This window comes from Cupriavidus sp. FW306-01-F10A (genome assembly GCF_058782785.1).
Window position 1 is genome coordinate 65799 of sequence record NZ_JBYSYA010000026.1, and the last position, 23781, is coordinate 89579.

The 23781-nt window shown below is 68.4% G+C and carries 23 protein-coding genes; 11 read left to right on the forward strand and 12 right to left on the reverse strand.

Translation table 11 applies throughout. The annotated features are described in order from the left end of the window. Positions 1 to 44 precede the first annotated feature (44 nt). The 3 genes from AC3WLF_RS26830 (at position 45) to AC3WLF_RS26840 (ending at position 2599) form a co-directional block, all read left to right on the forward strand. Positions 45 to 1355: an O-acetylhomoserine aminocarboxypropyltransferase gene (locus AC3WLF_RS26830; protein WP_013956298.1), complete on the forward strand. Its 1311-nt coding sequence runs from the start codon at positions 45 to 47 to the stop codon at positions 1353 to 1355. After that, entirely contained in the window at positions 1355 to 2179 is an 825-nt protein-coding gene (locus AC3WLF_RS26835) for an alpha/beta fold hydrolase (protein ID WP_492320469.1), read from the forward strand. The genes AC3WLF_RS26830 and AC3WLF_RS26835 overlap by 1 nt, the downstream gene beginning before the upstream one ends. A gap of 102 nt (positions 2180 to 2281) precedes the next feature. Beyond that, a complete protein-coding gene (locus AC3WLF_RS26840; protein ID WP_492320468.1) occupies positions 2282 to 2599 on the forward strand; it encodes an Mpo1-like protein in 318 nt (105 codons plus the stop codon). 29 nt (positions 2600 to 2628) lie between these two features. Here the strand turns inward: AC3WLF_RS26840 and AC3WLF_RS26845 are convergent, their stop codons facing one another. Then, positions 2629 to 3975, reverse strand: coding sequence for a YihY family inner membrane protein (locus tag AC3WLF_RS26845; RefSeq protein ID WP_492320467.1), 1347 nt, complete (start codon positions 3973 to 3975; stop codon positions 2629 to 2631). A gap of 166 nt (positions 3976 to 4141) precedes the next feature. Between AC3WLF_RS26845 and wrbA the strand changes: the two genes are divergently transcribed. From wrbA to AC3WLF_RS26860, 3 genes are read left to right on the forward strand one after another with little or no spacing between them, the layout of a single operon-like run. Beyond that, positions 4142 to 4744, forward strand: a complete 603-nt coding sequence (gene wrbA / locus AC3WLF_RS26850) for an NAD(P)H:quinone oxidoreductase (RefSeq protein WP_340529997.1) — start codon at positions 4142 to 4144, stop codon at positions 4742 to 4744. Continuing rightward, positions 4741 to 5148 (forward strand): DUF2069 domain-containing protein, encoded by a 408-nt coding sequence (locus AC3WLF_RS26855; protein WP_035817523.1) that lies wholly within the window; start codon positions 4741 to 4743, stop codon positions 5146 to 5148. Before wrbA ends, AC3WLF_RS26855 begins: the two co-directional genes overlap by 4 nt. 19 nt (positions 5149 to 5167) lie before the next feature. Next, entirely contained in the window at positions 5168 to 6586 is a 1419-nt protein-coding gene (locus tag AC3WLF_RS26860; RefSeq protein WP_492320466.1) for an FAD-binding oxidoreductase, read from the forward strand. A gap of 13 nt (positions 6587 to 6599) precedes the next feature. Here the strand turns inward: AC3WLF_RS26860 and AC3WLF_RS26865 are convergent, their stop codons facing one another. The 11 genes from AC3WLF_RS26865 to AC3WLF_RS26915 all read right to left on the reverse strand — a co-directional run bounded on the left by AC3WLF_RS26865 (position 6600) and on the right by AC3WLF_RS26915 (position 18490). Further along, entirely contained in the window at positions 6600 to 7448 is an 849-nt protein-coding gene (locus AC3WLF_RS26865; RefSeq protein WP_492351685.1) for an N-formylglutamate amidohydrolase, read from the reverse strand. A gap of 2 nt (positions 7449 to 7450) precedes the next feature. Beyond that, positions 7451 to 8488 (reverse strand): porin, encoded by a 1038-nt coding sequence (locus tag AC3WLF_RS26870; protein ID WP_492359053.1) that lies wholly within the window; start codon positions 8486 to 8488, stop codon positions 7451 to 7453. 165 nt (positions 8489 to 8653) lie between these two features. Beyond that, entirely contained in the window at positions 8654 to 9613 is a 960-nt protein-coding gene (locus AC3WLF_RS26875; protein ID WP_492320463.1) for an ABC transporter ATP-binding protein, read from the reverse strand. Further along, a complete protein-coding gene (locus AC3WLF_RS26880) occupies positions 9610 to 10572 on the reverse strand; it encodes an ABC transporter ATP-binding protein (protein WP_492359054.1) in 963 nt (320 codons plus the stop codon). Before AC3WLF_RS26880 ends, AC3WLF_RS26875 begins: the two co-directional genes overlap by 4 nt. Before the next feature lie 10 nt (positions 10573 to 10582). Continuing rightward, a complete protein-coding gene (locus AC3WLF_RS26885) occupies positions 10583 to 11539 on the reverse strand; it encodes an ABC transporter permease (RefSeq protein ID WP_492320461.1) in 957 nt (318 codons plus the stop codon). A gap of 51 nt (positions 11540 to 11590) precedes the next feature. Then, positions 11591 to 12562, reverse strand: coding sequence for an ABC transporter permease (locus AC3WLF_RS26890; protein ID WP_492320460.1), 972 nt, complete (start codon positions 12560 to 12562; stop codon positions 11591 to 11593). 33 nt (positions 12563 to 12595) lie between these two features. After that, positions 12596 to 14221, reverse strand: coding sequence for an ABC transporter substrate-binding protein (locus tag AC3WLF_RS26895; protein ID WP_492357308.1), 1626 nt, complete (start codon positions 14219 to 14221; stop codon positions 12596 to 12598). 192 nt (positions 14222 to 14413) lie between these two features. Next, positions 14414 to 15172 (reverse strand): IclR family transcriptional regulator, encoded by a 759-nt coding sequence (locus AC3WLF_RS26900; RefSeq protein ID WP_492359055.1) that lies wholly within the window; start codon positions 15170 to 15172, stop codon positions 14414 to 14416. Positions 15173 to 15515: 343 nt separating this feature from the next. Then, entirely contained in the window at positions 15516 to 16307 is a 792-nt protein-coding gene (locus tag AC3WLF_RS26905) for a GntR family transcriptional regulator (protein WP_492320457.1), read from the reverse strand. Positions 16308 to 16390: 83 nt separating this feature from the next. Next, positions 16391 to 17383, reverse strand: coding sequence for an HpcH/HpaI aldolase/citrate lyase family protein (locus AC3WLF_RS26910; protein ID WP_492359056.1), 993 nt, complete (start codon positions 17381 to 17383; stop codon positions 16391 to 16393). A 45-nt stretch (positions 17384 to 17428) separates the two neighbouring features. Continuing rightward, positions 17429 to 18490 (reverse strand): MaoC family dehydratase, encoded by a 1062-nt coding sequence (locus tag AC3WLF_RS26915; protein WP_492320455.1) that lies wholly within the window; start codon positions 18488 to 18490, stop codon positions 17429 to 17431. Positions 18491 to 18745: 255 nt separating this feature from the next. Here AC3WLF_RS26915 and AC3WLF_RS26920 point away from each other — a divergent pair, with 255 nt between their 5' ends. From AC3WLF_RS26920 to AC3WLF_RS26940, 5 genes are all read left to right on the forward strand, one after another. Continuing rightward, positions 18746 to 19912 carry an acyl-CoA dehydrogenase family protein gene (locus AC3WLF_RS26920; RefSeq protein ID WP_492320454.1) on the forward strand — a complete coding sequence of 389 codons (1167 nt, stop codon included), beginning with the start codon at positions 18746 to 18748 and terminating at the stop codon, positions 19910 to 19912. Positions 19913 to 19928: 16 nt separating this feature from the next. Next, the gene (locus tag AC3WLF_RS26925) at positions 19929 to 21305 is read left to right on the forward strand and encodes an MmgE/PrpD family protein (protein ID WP_492359057.1); all 1377 of its coding nucleotides are present in this window, start codon (positions 19929 to 19931) and stop codon (positions 21303 to 21305) included. 20 nt (positions 21306 to 21325) lie between these two features. Further along, positions 21326 to 22567, forward strand: coding sequence for a CaiB/BaiF CoA transferase family protein (locus AC3WLF_RS26930; RefSeq protein WP_492320452.1), 1242 nt, complete (start codon positions 21326 to 21328; stop codon positions 22565 to 22567). 31 nt (positions 22568 to 22598) lie between these two features. Further along, positions 22599 to 23561 (forward strand): Bug family tripartite tricarboxylate transporter substrate binding protein, encoded by a 963-nt coding sequence (locus AC3WLF_RS26935; protein WP_492320451.1) that lies wholly within the window; start codon positions 22599 to 22601, stop codon positions 23559 to 23561. A 56-nt stretch (positions 23562 to 23617) separates the two neighbouring features. After that, positions 23618 to 23781, forward strand: a 164-nt coding sequence (locus AC3WLF_RS26940; RefSeq protein WP_492359058.1) for an SDR family NAD(P)-dependent oxidoreductase, incomplete at its 3' end; no start/stop codon positions are given.

Consider the following 23781-nt stretch of genomic DNA (forward strand, 5'->3'; position numbering starts at 1 on the left):
CGGTGCTACGATGCTGGCCGGAGACAACTCAAGGCCGACCGATCATGTCCGGAACCCGATTCGACACGCTGGCACTGCACGCCGGCGCCGCGCCAGACCCCGCAACCGGGGCCCGCGCCACCCCCATCCACCTGACCACGTCCTTCGTGTTCCGCGACAGCGAGCACGCCGCGTCGCTCTTCAATATGGAGCGCGCGGGGCACGTCTACTCCCGTATTTCCAACCCCACCGTGGCCGTGCTGGAAGAGCGCATCGCCGCGCTGGAGAACGGCGCCGGCGCCATCGCCACGGCCTCGGGCCAGGCCGCGCTGCACCTGGCGGTGGCCACGCTGATGGGCGCGGGCTCGCACGTGGTGGCCTCGTCGGCGCTGTACGGCGGCTCGCACAACCTGCTGCACTACACGCTGCGCCGCTTCGGCATCGAGACCACCTTCGTCAAGGCGCGCGACATCGACGCCTGGCGCGCCGCGATCCGGCCCAATACCCGGCTGCTGTTCGGCGAGACCCTGGGCAACCCGGGGCTGGACGTGCTGGACATCCCGACGCTGGCGCAACTGGGCCAGGACAACGGCATCCCGCTGCTGGTGGATTCCACCTTCACCACGCCCTACCTGCTGCGCCCGTTCGACCACGGCGCCGGCCTGCTCTACCACTCGGCCACCAAGTTCCTGGGCGGCCATGGCACCACCATCGGCGGCGTGCTGGTGGAAGGCGGCACCTTCGACTTCGAGGCCTCGGGCCGCTTCCCGGAACTGTCCGAGCCGTACGAGGGCTTCCACAACATGGTGTTCACCGAGGAAAGCACGGTGGCGCCCTTCCTGCTGCGCGCGCGCCGCGAGGGCCTGCGCGACTTCGGCGCCTGCATGAACCCGATGGCCGCCTGGCAGCTGCTGCAGGGCGTTGAGACGCTGCCGCTGCGCATGAGCCGCCATGTCGACAACACCCGCAAGGTGGTGCAGTTCCTGGTCTCGCACCCGATGGTGGAGTCGGTGTCCTACCCGGAACTGGAATCGCACCCCGACTACGAACTGGCCAAGCGCCTGCTGCCGCGCGGCTGCGGCGCGGTGTTCAGCTTCAACCTGAAGGGCAACCGCGTGGCCGGCCAGCGCTTCATCGAGAGCATGTCGCTGTTCTCGCACCTGGCCAATGTGGGCGACGCGCGCTCCCTGGTGATCCACCCGGCCTCGACCACGCACTTCCGCATGGACGCGGCGGCGCTGCAGTCGGCCGGCATCACCGAGGGCACGATCCGGCTCTCGATCGGGCTGGAAGACCCGGATGACCTGATCGACGATCTCAAGCGCGGCCTGAAGGCGGCCGAGAAAGCGATGAGCGGCAAGGGAGGGCAAGCCTGATGGAACTGACCATTGCCGGCCAGCCGGCCTACGCCTATACCGGCGGCAAACCCTTCGATCCCGCCCTGCCCTGTGCCGTGTTCGTCCACGGCGCGCAGAACGACCACAGCGTGTGGGCCCTGCAGACGCGCTGGTTTGCCAACCACGGCTTCTCGGTGCTGGCGGTGGACCTGCCGGGCCACAACCGCAGCAAGGGCGCGCCGCTGGCCACCGTCGAGGCCATGGCCGACTGGGTCATGGCGCTGGTGGCGGCCGCCGGCGTGAAGGCGCCGGCCTTCGTGTTCGGCCACAGCATGGGTTCGCTGATCGCACTCGAATGTGCGGCGCGGCATGCGCAGGCGGTGCGCGGCATCGGCCTGCTGGCGACGGCCTACCCGATGAAGGTCTCGGACGCGCTGCTGGACGCCTCGCTCAACCGCGAAGGCGACGCCATCGCCATGGTCAACACCTGGTCGCATTCGAGCCTGGCCAACAAGCCGTCTTCGCCGGGGCCGGGCGCGTGGATGCACGGCGGCAGCCAGCGGCTGATGGAACGCGTGTCGCGCAACAACCCGCAGGCCCATGTGTTCCACAATGACTTCTCGGCCTGCAATGCCTACGCCCATGGCGAAGAGGCCGCCGCCGCAGTGGCCTGCCCGGCGCTCTTCATCACCGGCACCAAGGACATGATGACGTCGCCCAAGGCAGCCCAGGCGCTGGCCGGCAAGATGGCCAAGGCAAGCCTGGTCACGGTGCCGTGCGGCCACGCGCTGATGGGCGAACGCCCGGATGAAGTGCTGGACGCGCTCGCGGCCTTTGCGCGCAAGGTGGTCGCGGCCGGCTGAGCCTGGCCCCGGATGGCTGGCCGGCCACGCCGGCGGCCAGCGTCCCGACACCCCGGTGCAGAAGGTCTACACTGCACAAAACAAGACCTGCCGGAGACAGCCATGGCCCACGCCCGCGCGCGCGAGTTCGAGAACTTCGCGGCCTTTTATCCCTACTACCTGAGCGAACACCAGAACCGTACCTGCCGGCGCCTGCATTTTGCCGGGTCGACGGTAGCGCTGCTGTGCCTGGTGGCGCTGGTGGTCACCGGCAATGCATGGTGGCTGCTGGCCGCTGTGCTGGCAGGTTATGCCTTTGCCTGGGTCGGGCACTTTGGTTTCGAGAAGAACCGGCCCGCTACGTTCCGGCATCCGCTCTACAGCCTGATGGGAGACTGGGTGATGTATGCCGATATCTGGCGCGGCAAGATTCCGTTCTAAGCAACCTCACTGCCGCAGGGGGGCGGGCCTTACACCTGCCCATGCCAGCCCGGCGGCACCACTTCCAGCGTGCGCCGCTGAGGGTGGCTCCCCCCATCCCCTTCAGTCGGCGGCAGATTGGCCGGCTGCTGCCGGAACACCGCCTCAAGCGTCTGATCCAGCTGCGGATTGTCCAGGACCGACTTGAGCGCATCCGCCCCTTGCAGCTGCTGCGCCAGCGCGGTGCGCGGCAGCCGCGGCAGGTTCAGCACCAGCCGGTCATGCAGCGTGCGCAACGTCACCTGTGACGGATTGCACAGCAGTGCCCAATGGGCCTGACCACGCTCCTGCTGCAAGCGCCCGACCAGATGCATGGCCTTGAGCTTGCCCAGCAGGTCCGACAGGTAATCGGCCTCGACCCGCAGCTTGCGGCCCAGGTCCAGTTCGCCAACGCTGCGCGGCACCTCGTCGCGCGCGCGGTAGAGCAGCAGCAGCACGCCCAGCGCATCGAAGAACTCGCTGCCGGCAAAGGTGCGGCGGCGCCAGTAGCCCTGCCGGATCACCGGCAGGTTGGCGGCAATGGTCGCACCCAGCAGCGTCACCAGCCAGCTCAGGTAGATCCACAGCAGGAACAGCGGCAACGCGGCGAAGGTGCCGTAGACCGCGGTGTAGGCCGGGATCTCGGTGATGAAATAGCCGAAGCCGCGCTTGGCGAACTCGAACGCGACCGCCGCCACCAGGCCAGCCACGATGGCATCGCGCCATTCGACATAGGCATTGGGCACCGCCGTGTACAGGAAGGCGAAGGCCAGCGCCGACAGCAGCACCGGCGTCGCGCCCACCAGCAGCCCCAGCCCCACCGGCATGGTGCCGACATAGCCCGCCGAGACCGAGATCAGGTAGGAGCTGATCGACAGGCTCGCGCCGATCAGCACCGGCCCGAAGGTCAGCACCGCCCAGAACACCAGCACCCGCTGCGCCAGCGGGCGGCGCTGCTTGACGCGCCAGATCGCGTTGAGCGCGTCTTCCACGGTCAGCATGGTCAGCACCGAGGTGACCATCAGCCCGCCCAGGCCCATTGCGGTCAGCCCGCGCGCGCTCTTGGCGAACATGCCGAGGTAGCGCTGGATCGATTCACTGACGTTGCCGGGGATCAGGTTCTGGAACAGGAACGCCTCGATGGCGTTGCGGAAGTCGCGGAACACCGGGAACGCGGCCAGCAGCGCGAACGCCACCGTCAGCACCGGCACCACCGCCAGCACGGTGGTGAAGGTCAGGCTGGCCGAGACCTGCGGCAGCCGGTCTTCGCCGGCGCGGCGCAGCGCATAGCGCGCCAGGGCGCGTACCTTCTGCAGGTTCCATTCCCGGCGCAGGCGGGCAACGCGAGGTCCAATCATGCGCAAACAACCTCCTGGATCTGGTTCTGACGGATAAACAGGCGGCCCGCGGCACCGGGGGCGCGAAGCCGATGGGAGATGGCGCGGGGGGCGCATCTATAATACGCGCATTGCTTCCGGCACCTTTCGCGCAACACCACCCCGCCACCGCCGGCCATCCCGCTCCATGACCGACATCCTCGTCCTGTATTACAGCCGCCACGGCAGCACCCGCAAACTAGCCGAACTGATTGCCAACGGTATCGACAGCGTCCCCGGCGCCCAGGCCCGGCTGCGCACGGTGCCGCCGGTTTCCACCGTGTGCGAGGCCACCGCGTCCGATATCCCGGCCGACGGCCCGCCCTATGCCGAGCTGCGCGACCTGGAGGAATGCGCCGGCCTGGCCCTGGGCAGCCCCACCCGCTTCGGCAACATGGCCGCGCCGATGAAGTACTTCCTGGACGGCACCGTGGCGCAGTGGCTGTCGGGTGCGCTGACCGGCAAGCCGGCCTGCGTCTTCACCGCCACCGGCAGCCTGCACGGCGGGCAGGAAACCACGCTGCTGTCGATGATGCTGCCGCTGCTGCACCACGGCATGCTGATCCTGGGCCTGCCGTATTCGGAGAAGGGCCTGATGACCACGGCCTCGGGCGGCACACCCTACGGCCCCAGCCACCATGCCCACGGCGACAACCGCGGCCCGGTCACGGAAGACGAATCGGGACTGGCCATCGCCATGGGCCGGCGGCTGGCGCAGACCGCGCTGCGCCTGGCGGGAGGCGCGGCATGAGCCCCATCCCCGAGAGCGACCAGGCGCTGCACAGTCCCTGGCTGTACCGGTTCAGCGTGGGCAGCCTGCTGGCGCTGATGGTGCTGTGCATTGCCTGGGAATGGTTCCTGGCGCCGCTGCGCCCTGGCGGGTCGTGGCTGATCATCAAGTTCCTGCCGCTGCTGCTGCCGCTGCGCGGCGTGCTCACGCGCAACCGCTACACCATGCAGTGGTCGTCGATGCTGATCCTGCTGTTCTTCACCGAGGGCATCGTGCGCGCCACCAGCGACCGCGCGCCCTCGTCCACGCTGGCGTGGGTGGAGGTGGCGCTGACGCTGGTGTTCTTCACCAGCACCATCCTGTACCTGCGCCCCTACAAGCGCCGCGCCCGGGCGGCGGGCAAGCCAGCCGCGCCCAAGTCCTGACCCTCACTCCGCCATCGCCATGACCTCGCCTCAAGACTCCTTCCTCGCACTGTGCCGCGCCGCGCTGGGTGCGCAGCACGTGCTGACCGATGCAGCCGACAAGGCACCCCACCTGACCGACTGGCGCAAGCGCTATCGCGGCGAGGCGCTGGCGGTGCTGCGCCCCGGCACCACCGAGGAGGTCGCGGAGGTGGTCCATGCCTGCCATGCGCACAAGATCGCCGTGGTGCCGCAAGGCGGCAACACGGGCCTGTGCGGCGGCGCCACGCCGGTGGCCGGGCAGGAGCAGGTGGTGGTCTCGCTGCAGCGGCTGCACCGCATCCGCCAGGTCGATCCGCTCAACAACACCATCACGGTCGAGGCCGGCGTGGTGCTGCAGCACCTGCAGGAGGTGGCGCGCGAGCACGGCCGGCTGTTTCCGCTGAGCCTGGCGGCCGAAGGCAGCTGCACCATCGGCGGCAACCTGTCGACCAATGCCGGCGGCACCGCGGTGCTGCGCTACGGCAATACGCGTGAGCTGTGCCTGGGCCTGGAAGTGGTGACGCCGTCGGGCGAGATCTGGCACGGCCTGCGCGGGCTGCGCAAGGACAACACCGGCTACGACCTGCGCGACCTCTTTATCGGCGCCGAAGGCACGCTCGGCATCATCACCGCGGCGGTGATGAAGCTGTTCCCGCTGCCGCGCGCCTCGGTCACCGCGCTGGCCGCGGTGCAGAGCCCGCGTGCCGCGCTGGCGCTGCTGGCCATCGCACAGTCGCATGCGGGCGCCATGCTGACCGGGTTCGAGCTGATGTCCGCGCTCAGCATGACGCTGGTGACGCGGCACTTCCCGCAGCTGCGCTATCCGTTCGCAGACATCCACCCGCAGCTGGTGCTGCTGGAACTGTCCGACAGCGAAAGCGAAGCCCATGCGCGCGGCATCTTCGAAACCATGATGTCGGCCGCCTTCGATGCCGGCGTGGTCGCCGACGCGGTGGTGGCGGAATCGGTGCAGCAGTCGCGCGATTTCTGGAACCTGCGCGAGCATATCCCGCTGGCGCAGGTGGAAGACGGCAAGAACATCAAGCACGATATCGCCGTGCCGGTGTCGCGCGTGGCGGACTTTATCGAGACCACCGACGCGCTGCTGCAGAACGCCTTCCCCGGTGCGCGCATGGTGACCTTCGGCCACCTCGGCGACGGCAACCTGCACTACAACGTGTCGCCGCCGGAAGGCGTCGACCACGAAGAATTCCTGGCGCACCAGGACCAGGTCAACCGCATCGTGCACGACAGCGTGCGCTCGCATAACGGCTCGATTTCCGCCGAGCACGGGCTGGGCCAGCTCAAGCGCGAGGAAAACCGGCTTTACAAGAGCGAGGTCGAGCTGGCGATGATGCGCGCGATCAAGGGCGCACTCGATCCGCAGGGGCTGATGAATCCGGGCAAGGTGATCTGAGCGCGCCGCGCCATCATCGCACCAGTGCCTCGCGGATATATGCCGCCACCGCCTCCAGCAACTGGTCGAGATGGCCGCGCAGCACGGCGAAGCCGCCGTGCTGCGCGAACCTTGCCTCGTCCATATAGAGCGCGCGGTTGATTTCGATCTGCAGGCTGTGGCAGCCGCGCGCCGGGTCGGCATAGGCGCGGATCAGCTCCGCGCCCTTGTATGGCCAGTTGATGCCCACCCGGTAGCCGTAGCCGCGCAGGCACTGCGCCACCAGCTCTATAAACACCGGCGAGCAGGTGGCGCCGTCGCCGTTGCTGATCACAAAGTCAGGCCGCTCCGCGCCATTGTCCACGTTCATCGCATTGCCGCGCGATTTCATCGAATGGCAGTCGATATGCCACACCGCGCCCGAGCGCGCATGATGCTGCGCCAGCAGGCCGGACAGTGCTGCGTGGTAGGGATCGTAGTAGGTCTTCAGCAGGTATTCCGCCATGTCCGGCGACAGCCGCGCGGCGTACACCGGCACACCCGGCAGCGCCAGCCGGCGCAGCACGCCCATGCCGCGCCCGGACTTGTCGCTGGGCTGCACCGCATAGGGCATGGCGCCGTCGATCAGCGCCGGATCGATGTCGTCGCGGGCGCGGTTGACATCCACCATCCAGCGCGGAAAGCCCGCGCACAGCAGCGTGCCGCCCACCATCGGCGCATGCGCGAACAACTGGTCGACATAGGCGTCCCAGCCCGTCAGCAGGGCTTCGGGGGGCGCCGCCAGCGGCAGGGTCTCGGCATGCACCAGCCCGCTGTGCGGGGAGTCCACCACCAGCGGCAGCGCCGCGCCGGCCGGTTCAGTCAGCGAATAAGGAAGGGCCATTATCAGAATTTGTGCTGAATGCCGATGCCGACCGTGGTCACGGTGTCACCGGGCTTGTGCGAGTTGGGATCCTCGCGATCGAAGAAGACATAGGGCGTGGTGCGTTTGCTCAGGCTGTAGCCATAGCCGGCCTGCACCTTCTTGAGCCGGCCTTGCGGGTCGCGCTGTACCGCGCGCTCCATGTAGTTCACGGTGAGCTTGTGGGCGCCATAGGGCACGGTGAAGCCGACCAGCCAGTAAGGCACGTCGGTGCGAGTGGCGGCAGTGCCCGCGTAGCGGTCGCGCCCATAGATGCCGTAGATATTGACCACGGTAAAGTCGTACGACGCCGCGGCCTGCACCTTGTCGCGGAAATCATTGGCCACCAGCCCGCCGGTCTTGGCATCGCGCGAATAGCCCACGCCCGCGGCAAAGTTGCCGGCAGCGTAGTTGAGGCCAAGGTCGTACTGGCGGAAGTCATCCTCGGCCTGCACCGGCGACCTGGCGTTGGGCGTGGCCGGATCGGGTCCCGCCAGGTTCACGCGCGCCCGCACTGAAAAGCCGCCGAACTCCGGCGTCATATAGCCCAGCGCGTTCGACACACGGTTGCGCGCGTTCAGCACCTTGGTGCCGATGGCGGTGGCGCCCGCATCATGGATGACGAAGTCGATGTTCTGCGTCACCTGCGAATAGATCGGCGATCCGACGATGGTGGCAGAATCCAGCCGCCCCATCGCGATCGCTCCGAAGCCTCCCTGCAGTCCGACAAAGGCATTGCGAAACTGCGGGTTGGTGGCCGTACCGCTGTCGGCGGCAAAGCCCTGCTCCAGCCCGAACGCGGCGCGCAAGCCCCCGCCCAGGTCTTCGCTGCCGCGCATGCCCCAGCGCGAGGCGTTGTCGACCATCTGCGTGGCGCGGCCGTCCGGCCCCTTCTGGTATTCGATATCGGTGTCGAGGCGGCCATACAGCGTCACCGATGCGTCGGCCGCCGCCGACAGCAGCGCCAGCGCGCCGCCGATGCAGGCGCATGCGAGCGCGCTCTTGGTCTGGATACCCTTCATGCTTCTGCTCCCTCTCTTGTTGTGTGCCAACGCACAATTCCCCCTCGGGTGATCCCAACTGCCGCGTTGTCTGTCCGCGCAGCGCGCACGCTCCCCGCCCGCCGCGCGCGCGGCGGGATGGCATCGATGCACAGGGGGAGCGTGGGCCGGCCGGGCGGCGGCTATCTAGTCATTCAAGTGGCAGGCGGACAGCCGCCCACCGATATCGCGCAGCACCGGCACTTCGGCCGCGCAACGCGCGCTCGCATGCGGGCAGCGCGGATGGAAGGCACAGCCCGTGGGCGGCGCCAGCGGGCTGGGCAGTTCGCCGCGGATCGGCTGGTGCGCGGGCGGGCTGGCGCCCAGGCGCGGCGCGTCGGCCAGCAGGGCACGGGTATAGGGATGGTTGGGCGCAGCGAACACGTCGCGCGCAGCGCCGCTCTCGACGATGCGGCCCAGGTACATGATCACCACGCGGTCCGACATATGCTCCACCACCGCCAGGTTGTGGCTGATGAAGACATAGGTCAGTTCGTGCTCGCGCCGCAGCTGCATGAACAGGTTGATGATCTGCGCCTGCACCGAGACGTCGAGCGCGGACACGGCCTCGTCGCAGATCAGCAGGCGCGGGCGCAGCGCCAGTGCGCGGGCAATGGCCACGCGCTGGCGCTGGCCGCCGGAGAATTCATGCGGAAAGCGCTCGGCATAGCTGGGATCAAGCCCCACCTGCTGCAGCAGATCGCCGGCGAACGACGCCGCGCGCGCACGCTTGACCATGCCGTGATAGACCGCGCCTTCGGTAATGGCCTGGCCGATACGCAGCCGTGGGTTGAGCGAGGCATAGGGGTTCTGAAACACCATCTGCACGGCGCGGTGATAGCCGGCGGACGCGATATCGGCGCGCTTGCCTTCCCACGCAATCTCGCCGCCCGTCTGCGGCAGCAGCCCCGCCAGCATGCGGCCCAGCGTCGACTTGCCGCAGCCGGACTCGCCGACAACGCCCAGCACCTCGCCCTTCTTCACCTGCAGCGAGACATCATTGACGGCATGCACCGCCTGCACCGGCTTTCCGGCCATGCGTCCCAGCAGGCCGGGCTTCATGGAGAAGCGTTTCTGCAGGTTGCGCGCTTCGAGCATGACTGTCATGCCACCTCCAGGGGATAAAAGCAGCGCAGCGTCCGGCCGCGCACAGTGGTTTCGGCGGGCGCCTGGCGGCATGCGTCCTGCGCGCGCTGGCAGCGCGGCGCAAAGGCGCAGCCCGGTGGCAGCGCGGCCAGCGCCGGGGCCGCGCCCGGGATCGCGCGCAGGGTTGCGCCGCGCATGGCCGGCGTGGGCAGCGAATCCAGCAGCCCGCGCGTGTACGGATGCAGCGGCCGCTCGATCAGGTCGGCGACCGGGCCCTGCTCCACCACCCTGCCCGCGTACATCACGCAGACGCGGTCGACCAGGTCCTTGACCACGGCCAGGTCATGGCTGATCCAGATCGCGGCGGCACCGGTCTCGCGCACCAGCTGCTTCATCTCGTAGAGGATCTGCGCCTGGATGGTGACGTCCAGCGCGGTGGTGGGCTCATCGGCAATGATCAGGTCCGGGCGGTTGATCAGCGCATTGGCGATTGCCACGCGCTGGCGCATGCCTCCCGACAGCTCATGCGGATAGGCGCGCATGCGCTCCTCCGGCGCCGGGATGCCCACGCGCGTGAGCGCGTCGACTGCCTGCGCGTGCGCTTGCGCGCGGGTGCGGCGGTGATGCACCAGCACGGTCTCGGCCAGCTGGTCGCCCACGCGCATCACCGGGTTGAGCGACATCATCGGGTCCTGGAACACCATCGCGATGCGGTCGCCGCGCAGTGCCTGCCACTGGCGCGGCGAACACGCCAGCAGCTCCTGCCCCTTGAAGCGCACCGAACCGCCAGTGACGCGCCCGGGCGGGTCCAGCAGGTTCATCAGCGAAAACGCCGTCACCGACTTGCCCGAGCCCGACTCGCCGACGATGCCGAGGATCTCGCCCGGCTCCAGCGCGAACGACACGCCATCCACCGCCTTCACGGCCCCGCGCGCGAGCGCGAAGCTGGTGCTCAGACCGGTAACTTCCAGTAGTGCCATGCCGGGCTCCTTACCCTTCCAGCCGCGGATTGAGCACGCGGCGCAGGCGGTCGCCCACCAGGTTGATCGAGCCGATCAGCAGCACCAGGGCCACGCCCGGGAAGATGCTGATCCAGTACTTGTTCGACAGCATGTATTCGAAGCCATTGGCGATCAGCATGCCCAGCGACGGCTGCGTGCGCGGCAGCCCGATGCCGAGGAAGCTCATGGTGGCCTCCAGCGTGATCGCATGCGCGATCTGCAGCGTGCCGGTCACCACCAGCGGCGCCATGCAGTTGGGCAGGATATGGCGGAACATCACGCGCAGCGCCGGCAAACCCTGGCCGAGCGCGGCCTCGACATATTCCTTGCGCCGCTCCACCTGCGCCGCGCCGCGCACGGTGCGGGCAAAGTAGGCCCACTGCACGATCACCAGCGCCAGCAGGGTCTTGTCCACGCCCTGCCCCAGCACCGCCAGCAGGATCAGCGCCACCAGCACCGCGGGCAGGCTCAGCTGCAGGTCGACCACGCGCATGATGGCGGCATCCGCCACCCCGCCGAAGTACGCCGCGGCCAGGCCCACGGCGCTGCCGACCATCAGCGCCACCACCGCGCTGATCACGCCCACGCCCACGCTGATGCGGATGCCATAGAAGATGGCGCTGAGCAGGTCGCGCCCGGCGCCGTCGGTGCCCAGCCAGTAGTGCGGCTGGCCTTCGTAGCCGATGCTGCCCGGCGGCAGTTCGGAATCGATCACCGAAACCGTGGCGAGGTCATAGGGATTCTGCGGGCTGATCACGTGGGCCAGCGCGGCCACCAGCAGCAGCGCCACCAGCAATGCCAGCGCGGCGGCAGAGACGCGCTTGGCGCAAAAGCGCCGCAGCAGCGAGGGCCGTGCCGCAGGCGGCGCGGCGGCAGGCGCCGGTTCCGCCGCGGCCGGCGCAAGCGCGGGCACGGCGGTGTCGGCTTCAGATACAGGCAGGGACATCGGTTCAGTCTCGTTATTTTGGAGGGAGAAAAGCGGCAGCGGAGGCGGGGTCTAGGCCGGCTTGTGCCGCAGGCGCGGGTCCAGCACCACGTAGAGCAGGTCGACCACCAGGTTCAGCACCACGAACAGCACCAGCGTGACCAGCAGGTAGGCCACCACCACCGGGCGGTCCAGCGCCAGCACCGAATCGATGATCAGCTTGCCCATGCCGGGCCAGGAGAACACCGACTCGGTCACCACCGAGAACGCGATCAGGTGGCCGAACTCCAGGCCGACCACGGTGACGATCGGGATCAGCACATTGGGCACCACGTGGCGCAGCACCAGCCGCGCGCCGCCCACGCCCTTGGCGCGGGCAAACTTGATGTACTCCTGGCCGGCCACTTCGCGCGTGCCGGCCTCGGTGAGGCGCGCGACCAGCGAGATCTTGAACAGCGACAGCGTCAGCGCCGGCAGCAGCAGAAAGCGCATGCCTTCCCAACTGGTCACCGACAGCGGCACGCCCAGCACCGTGCTGACCGGCCCGCGCCCGCCCGAAGGCAGCCAGCCCAGGTTCACCGAGAACACCAGGATGCCGATCATGCCGATCCAGAAGGTCGGCATGATCACGCCGCCGAGCGAGCACGCCATCAGCATCCGCGCCAGCCGGCTATGCGGCTTGAGGCCCGCAAACACGCCCATCGGGATGCCGATGCCCAGCGACAGCAGCAGCGCCGTCACGGCCAGTTCCAGCGTGGCCGGCACGCGGCTGACGATCAGCTCGATCGCCGGCCGGTTGTAGATGAAGGAATCGCCCAGGTCGCCGTGCAGGGCGCCCTGCAGGAAGCGCAGGTATTGCTGCGGCATGGGCAGGTCCAGGCCGAGCGCGTGGCGCGCCTCGGTGATTTCCTGCTCGGTGGCGGTGGGGCTGACCAGCAGGTGCACCGGGTCGCCGATCAGGTTGACCGCGCAGAAGGTCAGCACCGACATGATCCACAGCACCGCAAGGCTCTGCAGCAGCCGTTTGAGAAGGGTTTCGAACATGATGGTTAAGGGCGGGAGAGTCCGTGGCGCGGGTCAGCGTTGCGGGGCGGCGGGCGGCGCCGGGCGGATATTGCTGGCATAGGTGAAACCGTCGCTGCGCGGCTGCACCGCGAGCCCGTCGCGATAGGCCCACGCGGCGCGCAGGTGATGCAGCGGCACGATGCCCGCGTCGGCGGCCAGCTGCTCGGCCGCGCGCTGCTGCACCTGGTCGCGCGGCGCCGGCGCCATGGTATGCATCGATTCCTCGATCAGCGCATCCACTGCCGCGTTGGCATAGCCGCTGCGGTTGTTGGCGCCCAGCCCGGCGGCCTTGTCCTGCGCATGCGCCACCGCCACCAGCGGCTCCAGTGAATCGCCGCTGACCGCGCCGATGCCCAGCAGGAAGGCGCTGAACTCAGGCTTGCCGCCCTCGCCGCCCGAGGTGGCGCGGGTGATGTAGACCGAATACGGCAGCGTGCGCACCTCGGTGCGGATGCCGGCGCGGGTCAGCATCTGCCCCACCGCCTCGCAGGTCTTGGCGTCGTTCAGGTAGCGGTCGTTGGGGCAATGCAGCGTCAGGCGGAAGCCCTCGGGATAGCCGGCCTCGGCCAGCAGGCGGCGCACCCGCGCGGCATCGGCACGCGGCGCCGGCACCGCCGGGGCAAAGCCGAAGAAGCCCTGCGGCACCATCTGCCCGGCCGGCACGGAATCGCCCCTGGTCACGCGCGCCGCGATCAGGTCGCGGTCGATGGCCAGGCTGATGGCCTGGCGCACCCGGGCATCGCGCAACGGATTGGCCGCCAGCGGCTGGCCCGCGTTGTCCTGCACATAAGGCGACACCGCGCGCGCCTGGTCCAGCTGCAGGTAATTCAGCATGTACGAGGTCGCCGATACGGTGCGGATACGGCCGTTGGTGCGCGCAAAGGCTTCGGCGATGCTGGCCGACGAGGCGTCGATCACATCCACCTGCCCCGACAGCAGCGCCGAGGCCCGCGCCGGCTCCTTCGGGATGAACTGGAACACCACCCGCTGCCAAGGCTGCGGTGCGCCCCAGTAGCCCGGATTGCGCGCCAGCGTCAGCTGCTGGCCGTGCTCCCAGGCCACCAGCCGGTAAGGGCCGGTGCCGATGCTGGCACTGCCATGGGCAAAGTCGGCCTCGCGCACGGCCTTGCCCAGCGAGCGCGGCAGCATCGCCACCATGCCGATGTTCTGCGGCAGCACCGGGTTGGGCGAACGCGTGCGCACGCGCAGCGTCAGCGGCCCCGTCACCTCCACCGCCGCGACGGACTTCAGGTAGGTGCGGAAGGTACGCGCGCCGGGCAGCTTCATGGCGCGCTCGATCGAATAGCGTGCGTCCTCGGCAGTGAACGGCTCACCATTGCTGAAGCGCACGTCCGGGCGCAGCTGGAATTCCCAGTTGCGATCGTCCAGCTGGCGCCATGCCGTGGCCAGCTGGGGCACCGGGCGCAGCGCATTGTCCAGTCCGACCAGGGTCTCGTACACGTGGCCCCACAGGTTGCGGCCGGCGGCGTCCAGCACATGGGGATCGGCGGCGCTGATCTCGGCCTTGTAGCCGATGCGCAGGTCGGCGGCATGCGCGGCGTGGCCGGCCGCGAGCAGCGCGAGGGTGGCCAGGGCAGCCGCAATACGTGACGCCAGGTGGACAGCAAGCTGAGACATGGGGATCTGGTTTGTTTGTCGAAACATTGTTTCATTCAGTGATACCGCGTATCGAAGAATAAGACATCGAGGCCACTGTCGATAAGCAGGGTTTACCCCCTGTGATTCGCGCGGGCAAAGAAAAAGCGGCGCCGAAGCGCCGCTTTTGAGATATCGGGGATTTGCGCGGTCTTGCCCCGCGCCCAGCCGGATTCAGCCGCCGGTATGGCCGAGCGCGCGTGACAGCGCGGCGGCCTCCGCCACCACCATCGCCACATGCCGGTCCAGCGCCTCCTGCGTGGTCCGGCTGGCCGGGCTGGCGATGCTCAGCGACGCCACTGCCGCGCCGCTGTGGTCGCGCAGCGGCGCGGCGGCAGAGACAGCATCGGCATCGCGCTCGCCGAGCGATACGGCATAGCCGGCGGCGCGGATCGCCCCAAGCTCGTCGCGCAGGGACTGCGGCTCGATGATGGTCTTGGCGGTGAAACGTTCCAACTGGTGCGCCAGCACGGCGTCCAGCACCTCGGGCGCGGCGAAGGCAAGCAGCAGCTTGCCGGAGGCCCCCACATGCAGCGGCCGGCGGTTGCCGATCTCGGTATGCACGCGCACCGATTGGGTCGACTCATGCCGCGCCACACACACCGACTCCAGCCCGTCGCGCACGCGCACGATCACGTTCTCGCCGCAGGCCGCGCCGATCGCCGCCAGACGCGGCGCCACCAGCTTGACCAGGTCGAACTGCTCGCGCGCGGCATTGCCAACCAGCAGCGCGTTGTAGCTGAGCTTGTAGACCGCCGCCGGCGACTCGCGCGCGATCAGGCCGCGGTGCTCCAGCGTGGTCAGCAGGCGGAAGGCGCGCGCCTTGGTCAGTCCGGCGCGCCTGGCCAGCTCGGTCACGCCCAGCGACGGATGCTCGGCCACCAGCATCAGCAAACCCAGCGCTTCGTCCACCGCTTCAACGATGTAAGTCATCGATCCTTCTTGCCATGTTCATAAATGTCCCATCGCGGATTGTAGCCGCCACAAGCATGCGGTATGCACTGCGTCACACGGACAGGCGATTCAGGAGCGCCGCGAAGGAAGATGAATCAGGCAGCCTCCGGCGATGAGCGCATCACCTGCGAATCCCCCAACTGGGAATTTCGAACGCAAGCCCCGGCTTTTGATCGGCAGTACCCGCGCGCTGCAAGCGCTCGGCATGCAGCCGGGCGCTGTACTCTGACCGCCAGACGGTGGAGTTCCGCCAGGCAATGCCGCATTCTGGCGCGCATGAGGCCGCGCGCCCGAGGCAATCACCAGCGTCCCGCAACGCGGCCTAGACCTGCACCCGGCTGCGCTTGAGCTGGAACGCCACGGTCACCCGGTCCGCCGGATAGATCGTGTCGGTGATCTCCAGGATCCTGCCCTGCGCGTCCTTGTAATGGCGGATCAGCCGCAGGCCGGGCGAACCCGGCTCGGCGCCCAACACCCTTGCCAGCCGCCCATCGATCAGCACGCCGTGGATGACCTGCCGGATCTCGGCGATGGCCACGCCGCAATCGCGTTCGATCAGCGCGCTGACCAGCAGCTTGGGGTTGTTGCGGATGGTATCGGCCAGGTGCGCCAGCGAGGCGTCGATGTAGATGTCGGCGTGCGCAACCGGCGTGCTGCCCTTGCGTGCATCGACCCGCGTGCCGGAAAAACGCAGCCATTCGCTGCCGATCGGCGCCTCCAGCAGGCGGGCCTCGGCGCGGTCCAGCGTGACGCTGTGCACCGCCTCGATGCTGCGGATCTCGGTGGCTGCCACCCGCACCAGATCTTCGGCGGTGCCGAACGACTGAGTGTACGAGGCCTCGGGACTGGCGCTCTCGACGATGGTCCCCACCGCCTTCTTGCGCGAGATATAGCCCCAGTCCTGCAGCAGCTTGAGCGCCGCGCGCACCGTATGGCGGCTGACCCCATGCTGCCCGGCCAGCTCATGCTCGGTCGGCAGCAGGCTGCCGACCACGCGGCGGCCCTCGACGATATCCCGGACCAGGGTGCTGGCCAGCTCGGCATAGCGGGTCGAGGCCGCCCCGCCAGGAGCCACCGGTGCTTCCGCCCGCTTGTCGTTCAGTTGGTTGCGCATGGCGATGAGCTGGCCCCGGGCCGCTCCATGAAAATGGGTCCGCGCATTGTAAGGCAAGCGGCGGCACCCCGGGACCGCGCGCCTCAGGCCGCGAAGAAGCGCTTGTCGGCTTCGGCCGGCACCATCATGCCGGTGACCTTGGCCTTCTCCAGCACGCCCCAGAAATAGCGATAGGTGGCACGGTCATGCAGCTCGCCCTGGTACTGGATCGGGCCCCAGTCCGCGTCCTGCGCCGCGCACAGGATGCCGGCCGCGTCCTCCACCTCGGTGAAATCGGGACGCATGGCATTGACGATGGGCAGGATCTGCGCCGGATAGATGCTCCACATGCGCAGGAAGCCAAACTGGTTGCGCGCGCGCGTGGCATCGCCGCCGATCACCTCGGCATCCTTCAGGTTCAGGCAGACGTTGTGCGCCGGCACGATGCCGTTGGCCAGCGCCGCGGCCACCATGTCGGCCTTGGCGCGCGCCAGCAGCGCGTGCTCGAACTGGCCGGGGCTGCGCATCGCCGCCGCCGGGATGGCGCCGTGGTGGCCGCTGACAAAATCCATCAGGCCGAAGTCCAGCACCTCGATATTGGGCAGCGCCGCGATCTGGAACACATCGCGCAGCGCGCCGTGCGTTTCCACCAGCACGTGGACCGGGATCTCGCGGCCAAGCCCGGCCTTGCGCGCGGCCTGGCCGATGTATCCGATCACCTCGGCCACCTGCTGGTGGCTGGTGGCCTTGGGCACGGTGAGATAGGCCAGGCGGCTGCCGGCCTCGCCCACGATGATGTCGACGTCCTGCCGCCAGGCCGGATGCACGGGATCGTGGATGCGCGCGCCGGCGCGGCCGTGGCGGTTGCGCTCCGACGCGATCATGCGCGCCACCATGGCGGCGTGCTCGCGCTCCTGGCCGGCGGCGGCGCCGTCTTCGCAATCGCAGGTCACGTCAAAGACGGGGCCGTACTCGATCTGCAGGTCGAAAGCCTTGCCGATCAGCTTTTCGCTGCCGGCAAAGTGCTCGCACGCGGCCAGCACCGGGAAGGATTTCTCGCCGGCAAACAGCGCGTCGCGCGGATGGGTGGTGGTCATGGATGGCTCCTGGAAGCGGATGTTGGAATGGGTACGCAAGCCGGCTCAGCGGCCGCGGCGCGGCATGGCGATGGTGTAGTCGAGGTCCAGCACCACGTTGGCCGGATGGGCGGGCTTGCCGTCGGCGGCGGGCGGAAACACCACCGTGCCGGCTGCTGCGTTCTTGATGCCGATGGTGCGCAGGCGCAGCGCGCCGACATGCGCCAGCCCGAGGTCGAGCTTTTCCACCACCTGGGTGGCGCAGGCGATGGTGTCGCCGGCATAGGTGGGATTGACGTGGCTGCCGCCGTTGATCGCCAGCATCGACAGGCCGTTCTCCAGGCCGTCATAGGAGAGCGCCTTGCACAGCGAGATGATGTGGCCGCCATATACCAGGCGCTGGCCGCCCCTGGCCGCCATCGCAAAGCCGTCGAAATGCGCCCGGGCCGTGTTCTGGTAGAGCCGGGTGGCAATGCTATGGTCACTGTCGTTGACCGTCATCGCGCCGGGGTGGTCAAGGCGCTCGCCCGCCGCGTAGTCTTCCCACAGGTCCTGCACGCCGGTCATGGCGCAGATCTCGCGCACGCCGGGGCCGTAGCCGCCATGCCAGAGCCGCGCTGCCGGCACCACCGGCCCCGTCGCGGGCAACACGGCCTCGCCGCAGGCGGCGGCGTGGTCGCGCTTGTGCACCATGACCCAGCGGATCCAGGTCAGCACCGCTTCACCGTGCTGGTTGTGCGCGGTAGAGCGCACATAGACCACGCCGCTCTTGCGGTTCGAGTTCTCCTTCAGGCCGATCACCTCGCTCTCCACCGACAGCGTATCGCCCGGATAAACGTGGGCCAGGAAGCGCACATCGGCATAGCCCAGGTTGGCCACGGCATTGAGCGAGATGTCCGGCACGGTCTTGCCGAACGCAGTGTTGAACACCAGCAGGTCTTCCAGCGGCCGGCGCGCCAGCCCGAGTTGCGCCGCATTGGTGTCGGCAGTGCCCGGCGCCGCGCGGCTGCCGGTCAGGCCGATGTACAGGCTGCGGTCGCCTTCGGTCAGCGTGCGCGGCGTGGCGTGGCGCATGCGCATGCCCACGCGGAAGTCTTCAAAAAAATTGCCGCTCCGGTTCTTCTGCATGGCTCCTTCTCTCCTCGACTGGCGGAAGATCTCGTCTCCCACCATCATTATGTCCGTACATAATGGACGGAGCGACTACGTCTGTCAATGATCGGGAGAAGGTTGAAGGTATCCGGGAAAATTAGGGGAAATTATCCCACCCAATACGGGTGGCCCGGCCGATTTGACTTGTCACCCAAGCGCTCTTATCTCTTACTATGTACGTACATAAAGCCGGATACCGGACATCGCAGGAACCGACCAAAGGAGCGCAACGTGCAAAAACTGACCGACGAGCGGCGCATGATCCAGGACGCCGCGAGGCAATTCACCATGGACCGCGTCCTGCCAATCGCCAACAAGCTGGACCCCGAGAAAGGCCAGATCCCGCGCGAGCTGATCGATGAAATGGCCGAACTGGGCTACTTCGGCATCCTGATTCCCGAGGAATACGGCGGCCTGGGCCTGGGCGCCTATGAGTACTGCCTGGTGGCCGAGCAGCTGTCGCGCGGCTGGATGAGCGTGGGCAGCATGATCGCGCGCGGCAACGGCCTGATCGGCGCGCTCAAGGGCCTGTCGCCCGAGAAGAAGGCGGACTACCTGCCGCGCATGGCGCGCGGCGAATTCCTCGGCGCATTCTCGCTGTCGGAGCCCAACGCCGGCTCCGACGTGGCCAATATCTCGTGCCGCGCCGTGCGCGACGGCGACGACTGGGTCATTACCGGCAGCAAGTACTGGTGCACCTTCGCCGACGAGGCCGACTTCATCCTGGTGGTCTGCCGCACCGACCCCGTGATCGACCCCAAGGCCCGCCACCGTGGCCTGTCCGCCTTCATGATCGAAAAGCCGCGCGGCCAGCTGCCCGAGGGTGTCAAGGGCAGCCCCATCCCCAAGATCGGCTACTACGGCTGGAGCACCTGGGAGCTGGCTTTCGACAACTGCCGCGTGCCGGCCGACAAGATGGTCGGCGAGGAAGGCAAAGCCTTCTACCTGACCACAGCCGGCCTGGAAACCGCCCGCGCCCACACCGCCGCGCGCTCGATCGGGCTGGCCCAGGGCAGCCTGGAAGATGCCATCCTGTACGCACGCGAGCGCGCCCAGTTCGGCAACCCCATCGGCAACTTCCAGGCGATCCGCTTCAAGCTGGCGGACATGGCCACGCAGATCGAAGCCTCGCGCGCGCTGCTCTACGCCGTGTGCGAGCAGATCGACGACGGCCAGCGCTGCTCCACCGAAGCGGCCATGGTCAAGCTGTTCGCCAGCGAGATGTCGGAGCGCGTCACCAGCGAAGGCCTGCAGGTCCACGGCGGCGCCGGCTACACCACGCACTTCGCGGCCGAGCGCTACTGGCGCGATGCACGCCTGACCAAGATCTTCGAGGGGACCTCCGAGATCCAGATGCGCATCATCTCCGATGCGATGCTGGGCAAGGTCGAAGCCTGAACGCCGGAGCCTGACCATGCACGCCTCCACGCCATCGACGGATCTTGCCGGCGCCGGCATCAGCCGGCAGGCGGCGCGTTTCGCGGTCGACCGCGCATTGCGCTTTCCCGAGCAGGCGCTCGGCATTGCCCGCCTGTCAGTCTATGACTTCTTCGCGGTGGCGCTGGCCGGCGCCAGCGAGCCCGTCAGTCAGGCGGTGCGCGGGCTGGTCCGGGGCGAAGCCGGCGCCCCGCGGGCCAGCGCCTTCGGCATGGCCGAACGTGTGCCGGCGCGCGCAGCGGCGCTGCTCAATGGCGCGGTCTCGCATGCACTGGACTACGACGACACCCACTTCGACTTTGTCGGGCACCCGACCGTCGCCGTGTTGCCCGCCGCGCTGGCGCTCGGCGAGCAACAGCAGGCTGACGGCAAGGCCGTGCTGGAAGCCTTCCTGACCGGCGTCGAGGTGACCTGCCGCGTGGGCGGGTGGCTGGGCCGGCCGCACTACAACGCCGGCTTCCACCAGACCGCCACCTCGGGCGCCTTTGGCGCCACGGCGGCAAGCGCGCGCCTGCTCGGGCTCGATGCGGCGCAGGCTGGCTACGCATTTGGCCTGGCCGCCACCCGGGCGAGCGGCCTCAAATGCCAGTTCGGCACCATGAGCAAGCCCTTCCATGCCGGCATGGCTGCATCCAGTGGGGTCGAGGCGGCCACGCTTGCGGCCCTCGGCTTCATTTCGCGTCCCGACGCAATCGAGTGCGCCGGCGGCTTTGCGGCCACGCACGGCGCGCGCGAAGGCAGCGTGGCTGCCCCCTTCGACGGATTGCCGGACATCTTCCGTTTTGCCGATGTGCAATACAAGTTCCACGCCTGTTGCCACGGCACCCACCCTGCCCTGGAGGCGCTGCTGGCGCTGCGCGCGGACCACGCCTTGCATGCGCAGGACATCGAACGGGTCACGCTGCGCATCGACCCGCAGTGGCTGCCGGTCTGCTGCATCGAACGGCCGCGCACCGGCCTGGAAGCCAAGTTCAGCCTGTCGCTGACCGCGGCGATGATACTGGCCGGCATCGACACCGCTGCGCTCGATTCATTTGCCGACGCGCGCTGCGAAGACCCCATGCTGCTCGGCCTCGCCCGCCGCGTGATCATCGAAGCCGATCCGGCGATTGCCGACACGGCCTGCCACGCGCGCGTCGACACGCGCGCCAGCAACGTCCACACCACACACGTCGAACTGAGCGATCCGATGCCTTACGCGCACAAGGCCGCCAAGCTCAGGACCAAGGCCGCGGCCCTGGTCGGCGCGGCACAAGCGGAAGCGCTGTGGACCTTCGTCGAGGAACTCGATGCGCTGCCGGCTGCCGCGCTGTATCCCCGCATCCACGCTTTCATGGCCGGCGCCTCCGCCTGAGCCACCCCTCGGAGTCAAGCATGCAGCAATCACAACCGTCCGCTTCCAAGCCCGCTGGCGCTCTCGCCGGCCTGCGCGTGGTAGACCTCACCCAGATGCTGGCCGGCCCGTTCTGCACGCAGGTGCTGGCCGACCACGGTGCCGAAGTCATCAAGGTCGAAGCCATGACCGGCGACGGCACGCGCGTCACCGGCCCCTTCTGCGCCGACGACACGCTGCGCGACTTTGGCGGCTATTTCCAGAGCGTGAACCGCAACAAGCAATCGATCGCCGTCGACCTGAAGACCGAGGCGGGCCGCGAGATCGTGCGCAAGCTGATCGACCGCGCCGACATCGTGGTCGAGAACTTCCGCGCCGGCGTGATGGAGCGCCTAGGGCTGGCCTATGAGACCCTGCGCGAGACCAATCCGCGCCTGGTCTACGGCACCGTGCGCGGCTTCGGCGATCCGCGCAGCGGCGCAAGCCCCTATGCGCAATGGCCGGCCTATGACGTGGTCTCGCAGGCCATGGGCGGCATGATGGGAATCACCGGCCCGGACCGCGATACGCCCACCAAGATCGGCCCCGGCGTGGGTGACACCGTGCCGGCGCTGATGCTGTGCATCGGCATCCTGGCCGCGGTGCATCGCGCCCGCGAGTCCGGCGCAGGCCAGTTCGTCGACGTGGCCATGACGGACGCCGTGCTGGCCATGTGCGAGCGCATCGTCTACCAGACCTCCTACACCGGCACCGTGCCTGCGCCGGAAGGCAACCGCCACCCCCTGCTGTGCCCGTTCGGCCTGTTCCGCGCCCGCGATGGCCATGTCTCGATCGCCTGCGCCACCGACGCCTTCTGGGCCCGGCTGGCCCATGCCATCGGCCGGCCCGACATGGCCACCGACGAGTGCTTCGCCACCAACGCCGCGCGCGTGCGCAACGCGCAGCAAGTGATTGACGCCATCGAGGCCTTCAGCACGGCGCGCACCAAGGAGGAGATCGCACAGTGCCTGGGCGGCAAGGTGCCGTTCGGTCCGGTCTACACCTCGGCGGAGATCTTCTCGGACCCGCACTACCGTGTGCGCGAAATGCTGGTCGACGTTGAGCAGCCGGGCTCGGCCACGCCGGTCAAGATCGCCGGCGTGCCGATCAAGCTCAGCGCCACCCCCGGCGCGGTGCGCCAGCGCGCGCCCATGCTTGGCGAGCACACCGACGCGATCCTGCTGGCGGTGGGCTATGCGCAGGAAGAGATCGGGGGCATGCGCGCGGCCGGGGCAATCCGCTGACGTCACCACACACCCGTCAACAGGAGACACAATGAAACTGAAAGCACTCTTCACCGGGCTGATGCTCGCCGCGGCGGCGACGGCCAGCCACGCGCAAGCCTACCCCTCACGCCCGATCCGCCTGATGGTCGGCTTTGGCGCCGGCGGCCCCACCGACGTAGCCGCCCGCAGCTACGCCGCGCGCCTGGGCGAGATCCTCAAGCAGCCGGTGATCGTCGATAACCGCGCCGGCGCCACCGGCGGCATCGCTGCCAACATGGTCACGCATGCGGATCCCGACGGCTATACGCTGATCTTTGTCACCAGTCCGATGATGACGATGGTGCCAGTGGTGCAAAAGGCGGTTGGCTATGATCCCGTGAAGAGCTTCACCCCGATCGGTCTGGTCAGCGACTATGCCAACGTCCTGCTGGTGAAAGCCGGCTCACCGGTGCGCAGCGTTGCCGACCTGACACGCACCGCAGCGAAGCGCAACGGCATTACCTACGGCTCCGCCGGCATCGGCGCGTCCAACCATCTGTGTGCCGAACTGCTGGCGCAGATGTCCGGCACCACCATGCTGCATGTGCCCTACAAGGGCAGCGCGCAGGCGACCACCGACCTGCTCGGCGGCAAGATCGACTTCATGTTCGACGCTACCGGCACCGCGGTGGGACAGATCCGCGGCGGCACCGTAAGGGCGCTGGCCGTGACGTCGGCCCGCCGCAGCCCGGCGCTGCCCGACGTGCCGACCATGGCCGAAGCCGGCATCAGGCACTACAGCATGAGTGGCTGGTTTGCCGTGCTGGGGCCGCCCAACCTGCCGCGCACGGTGGTGGACACACTCACCCGGGCCAACCTTGCGCTCGGCCGCGACAAGGCCTACGAAGAAAGCATCCGCAAGGCCGGCTATGAGCCCATGCTGACCGGGCCCGCGGAGCTGACCGAGCACATCACGCGCGACCTCGCGCTGTGGCGCGGCGTGGCCGCCAAAGCCGGGATCCGGCCGGAATAGGCCCGCGGCGCTCGCAGCGCGTGAAACCATCAATTCTTATGTTCAGGAGCAGCAAAATGAGTGGATCCATGCAAGGCAAGGTGGCGCTGGTAACGGGCGCCGGTGGCGGAATCGGGCGCGGCATCGCGCTGGCACTGGCCGCAGCCGGCGCCAAGGTGGTGGTCAATGACCTCGGCGTGTCGATGACCGGCGAGGGCGGCGACGCTGGCCCCGCTCAGCG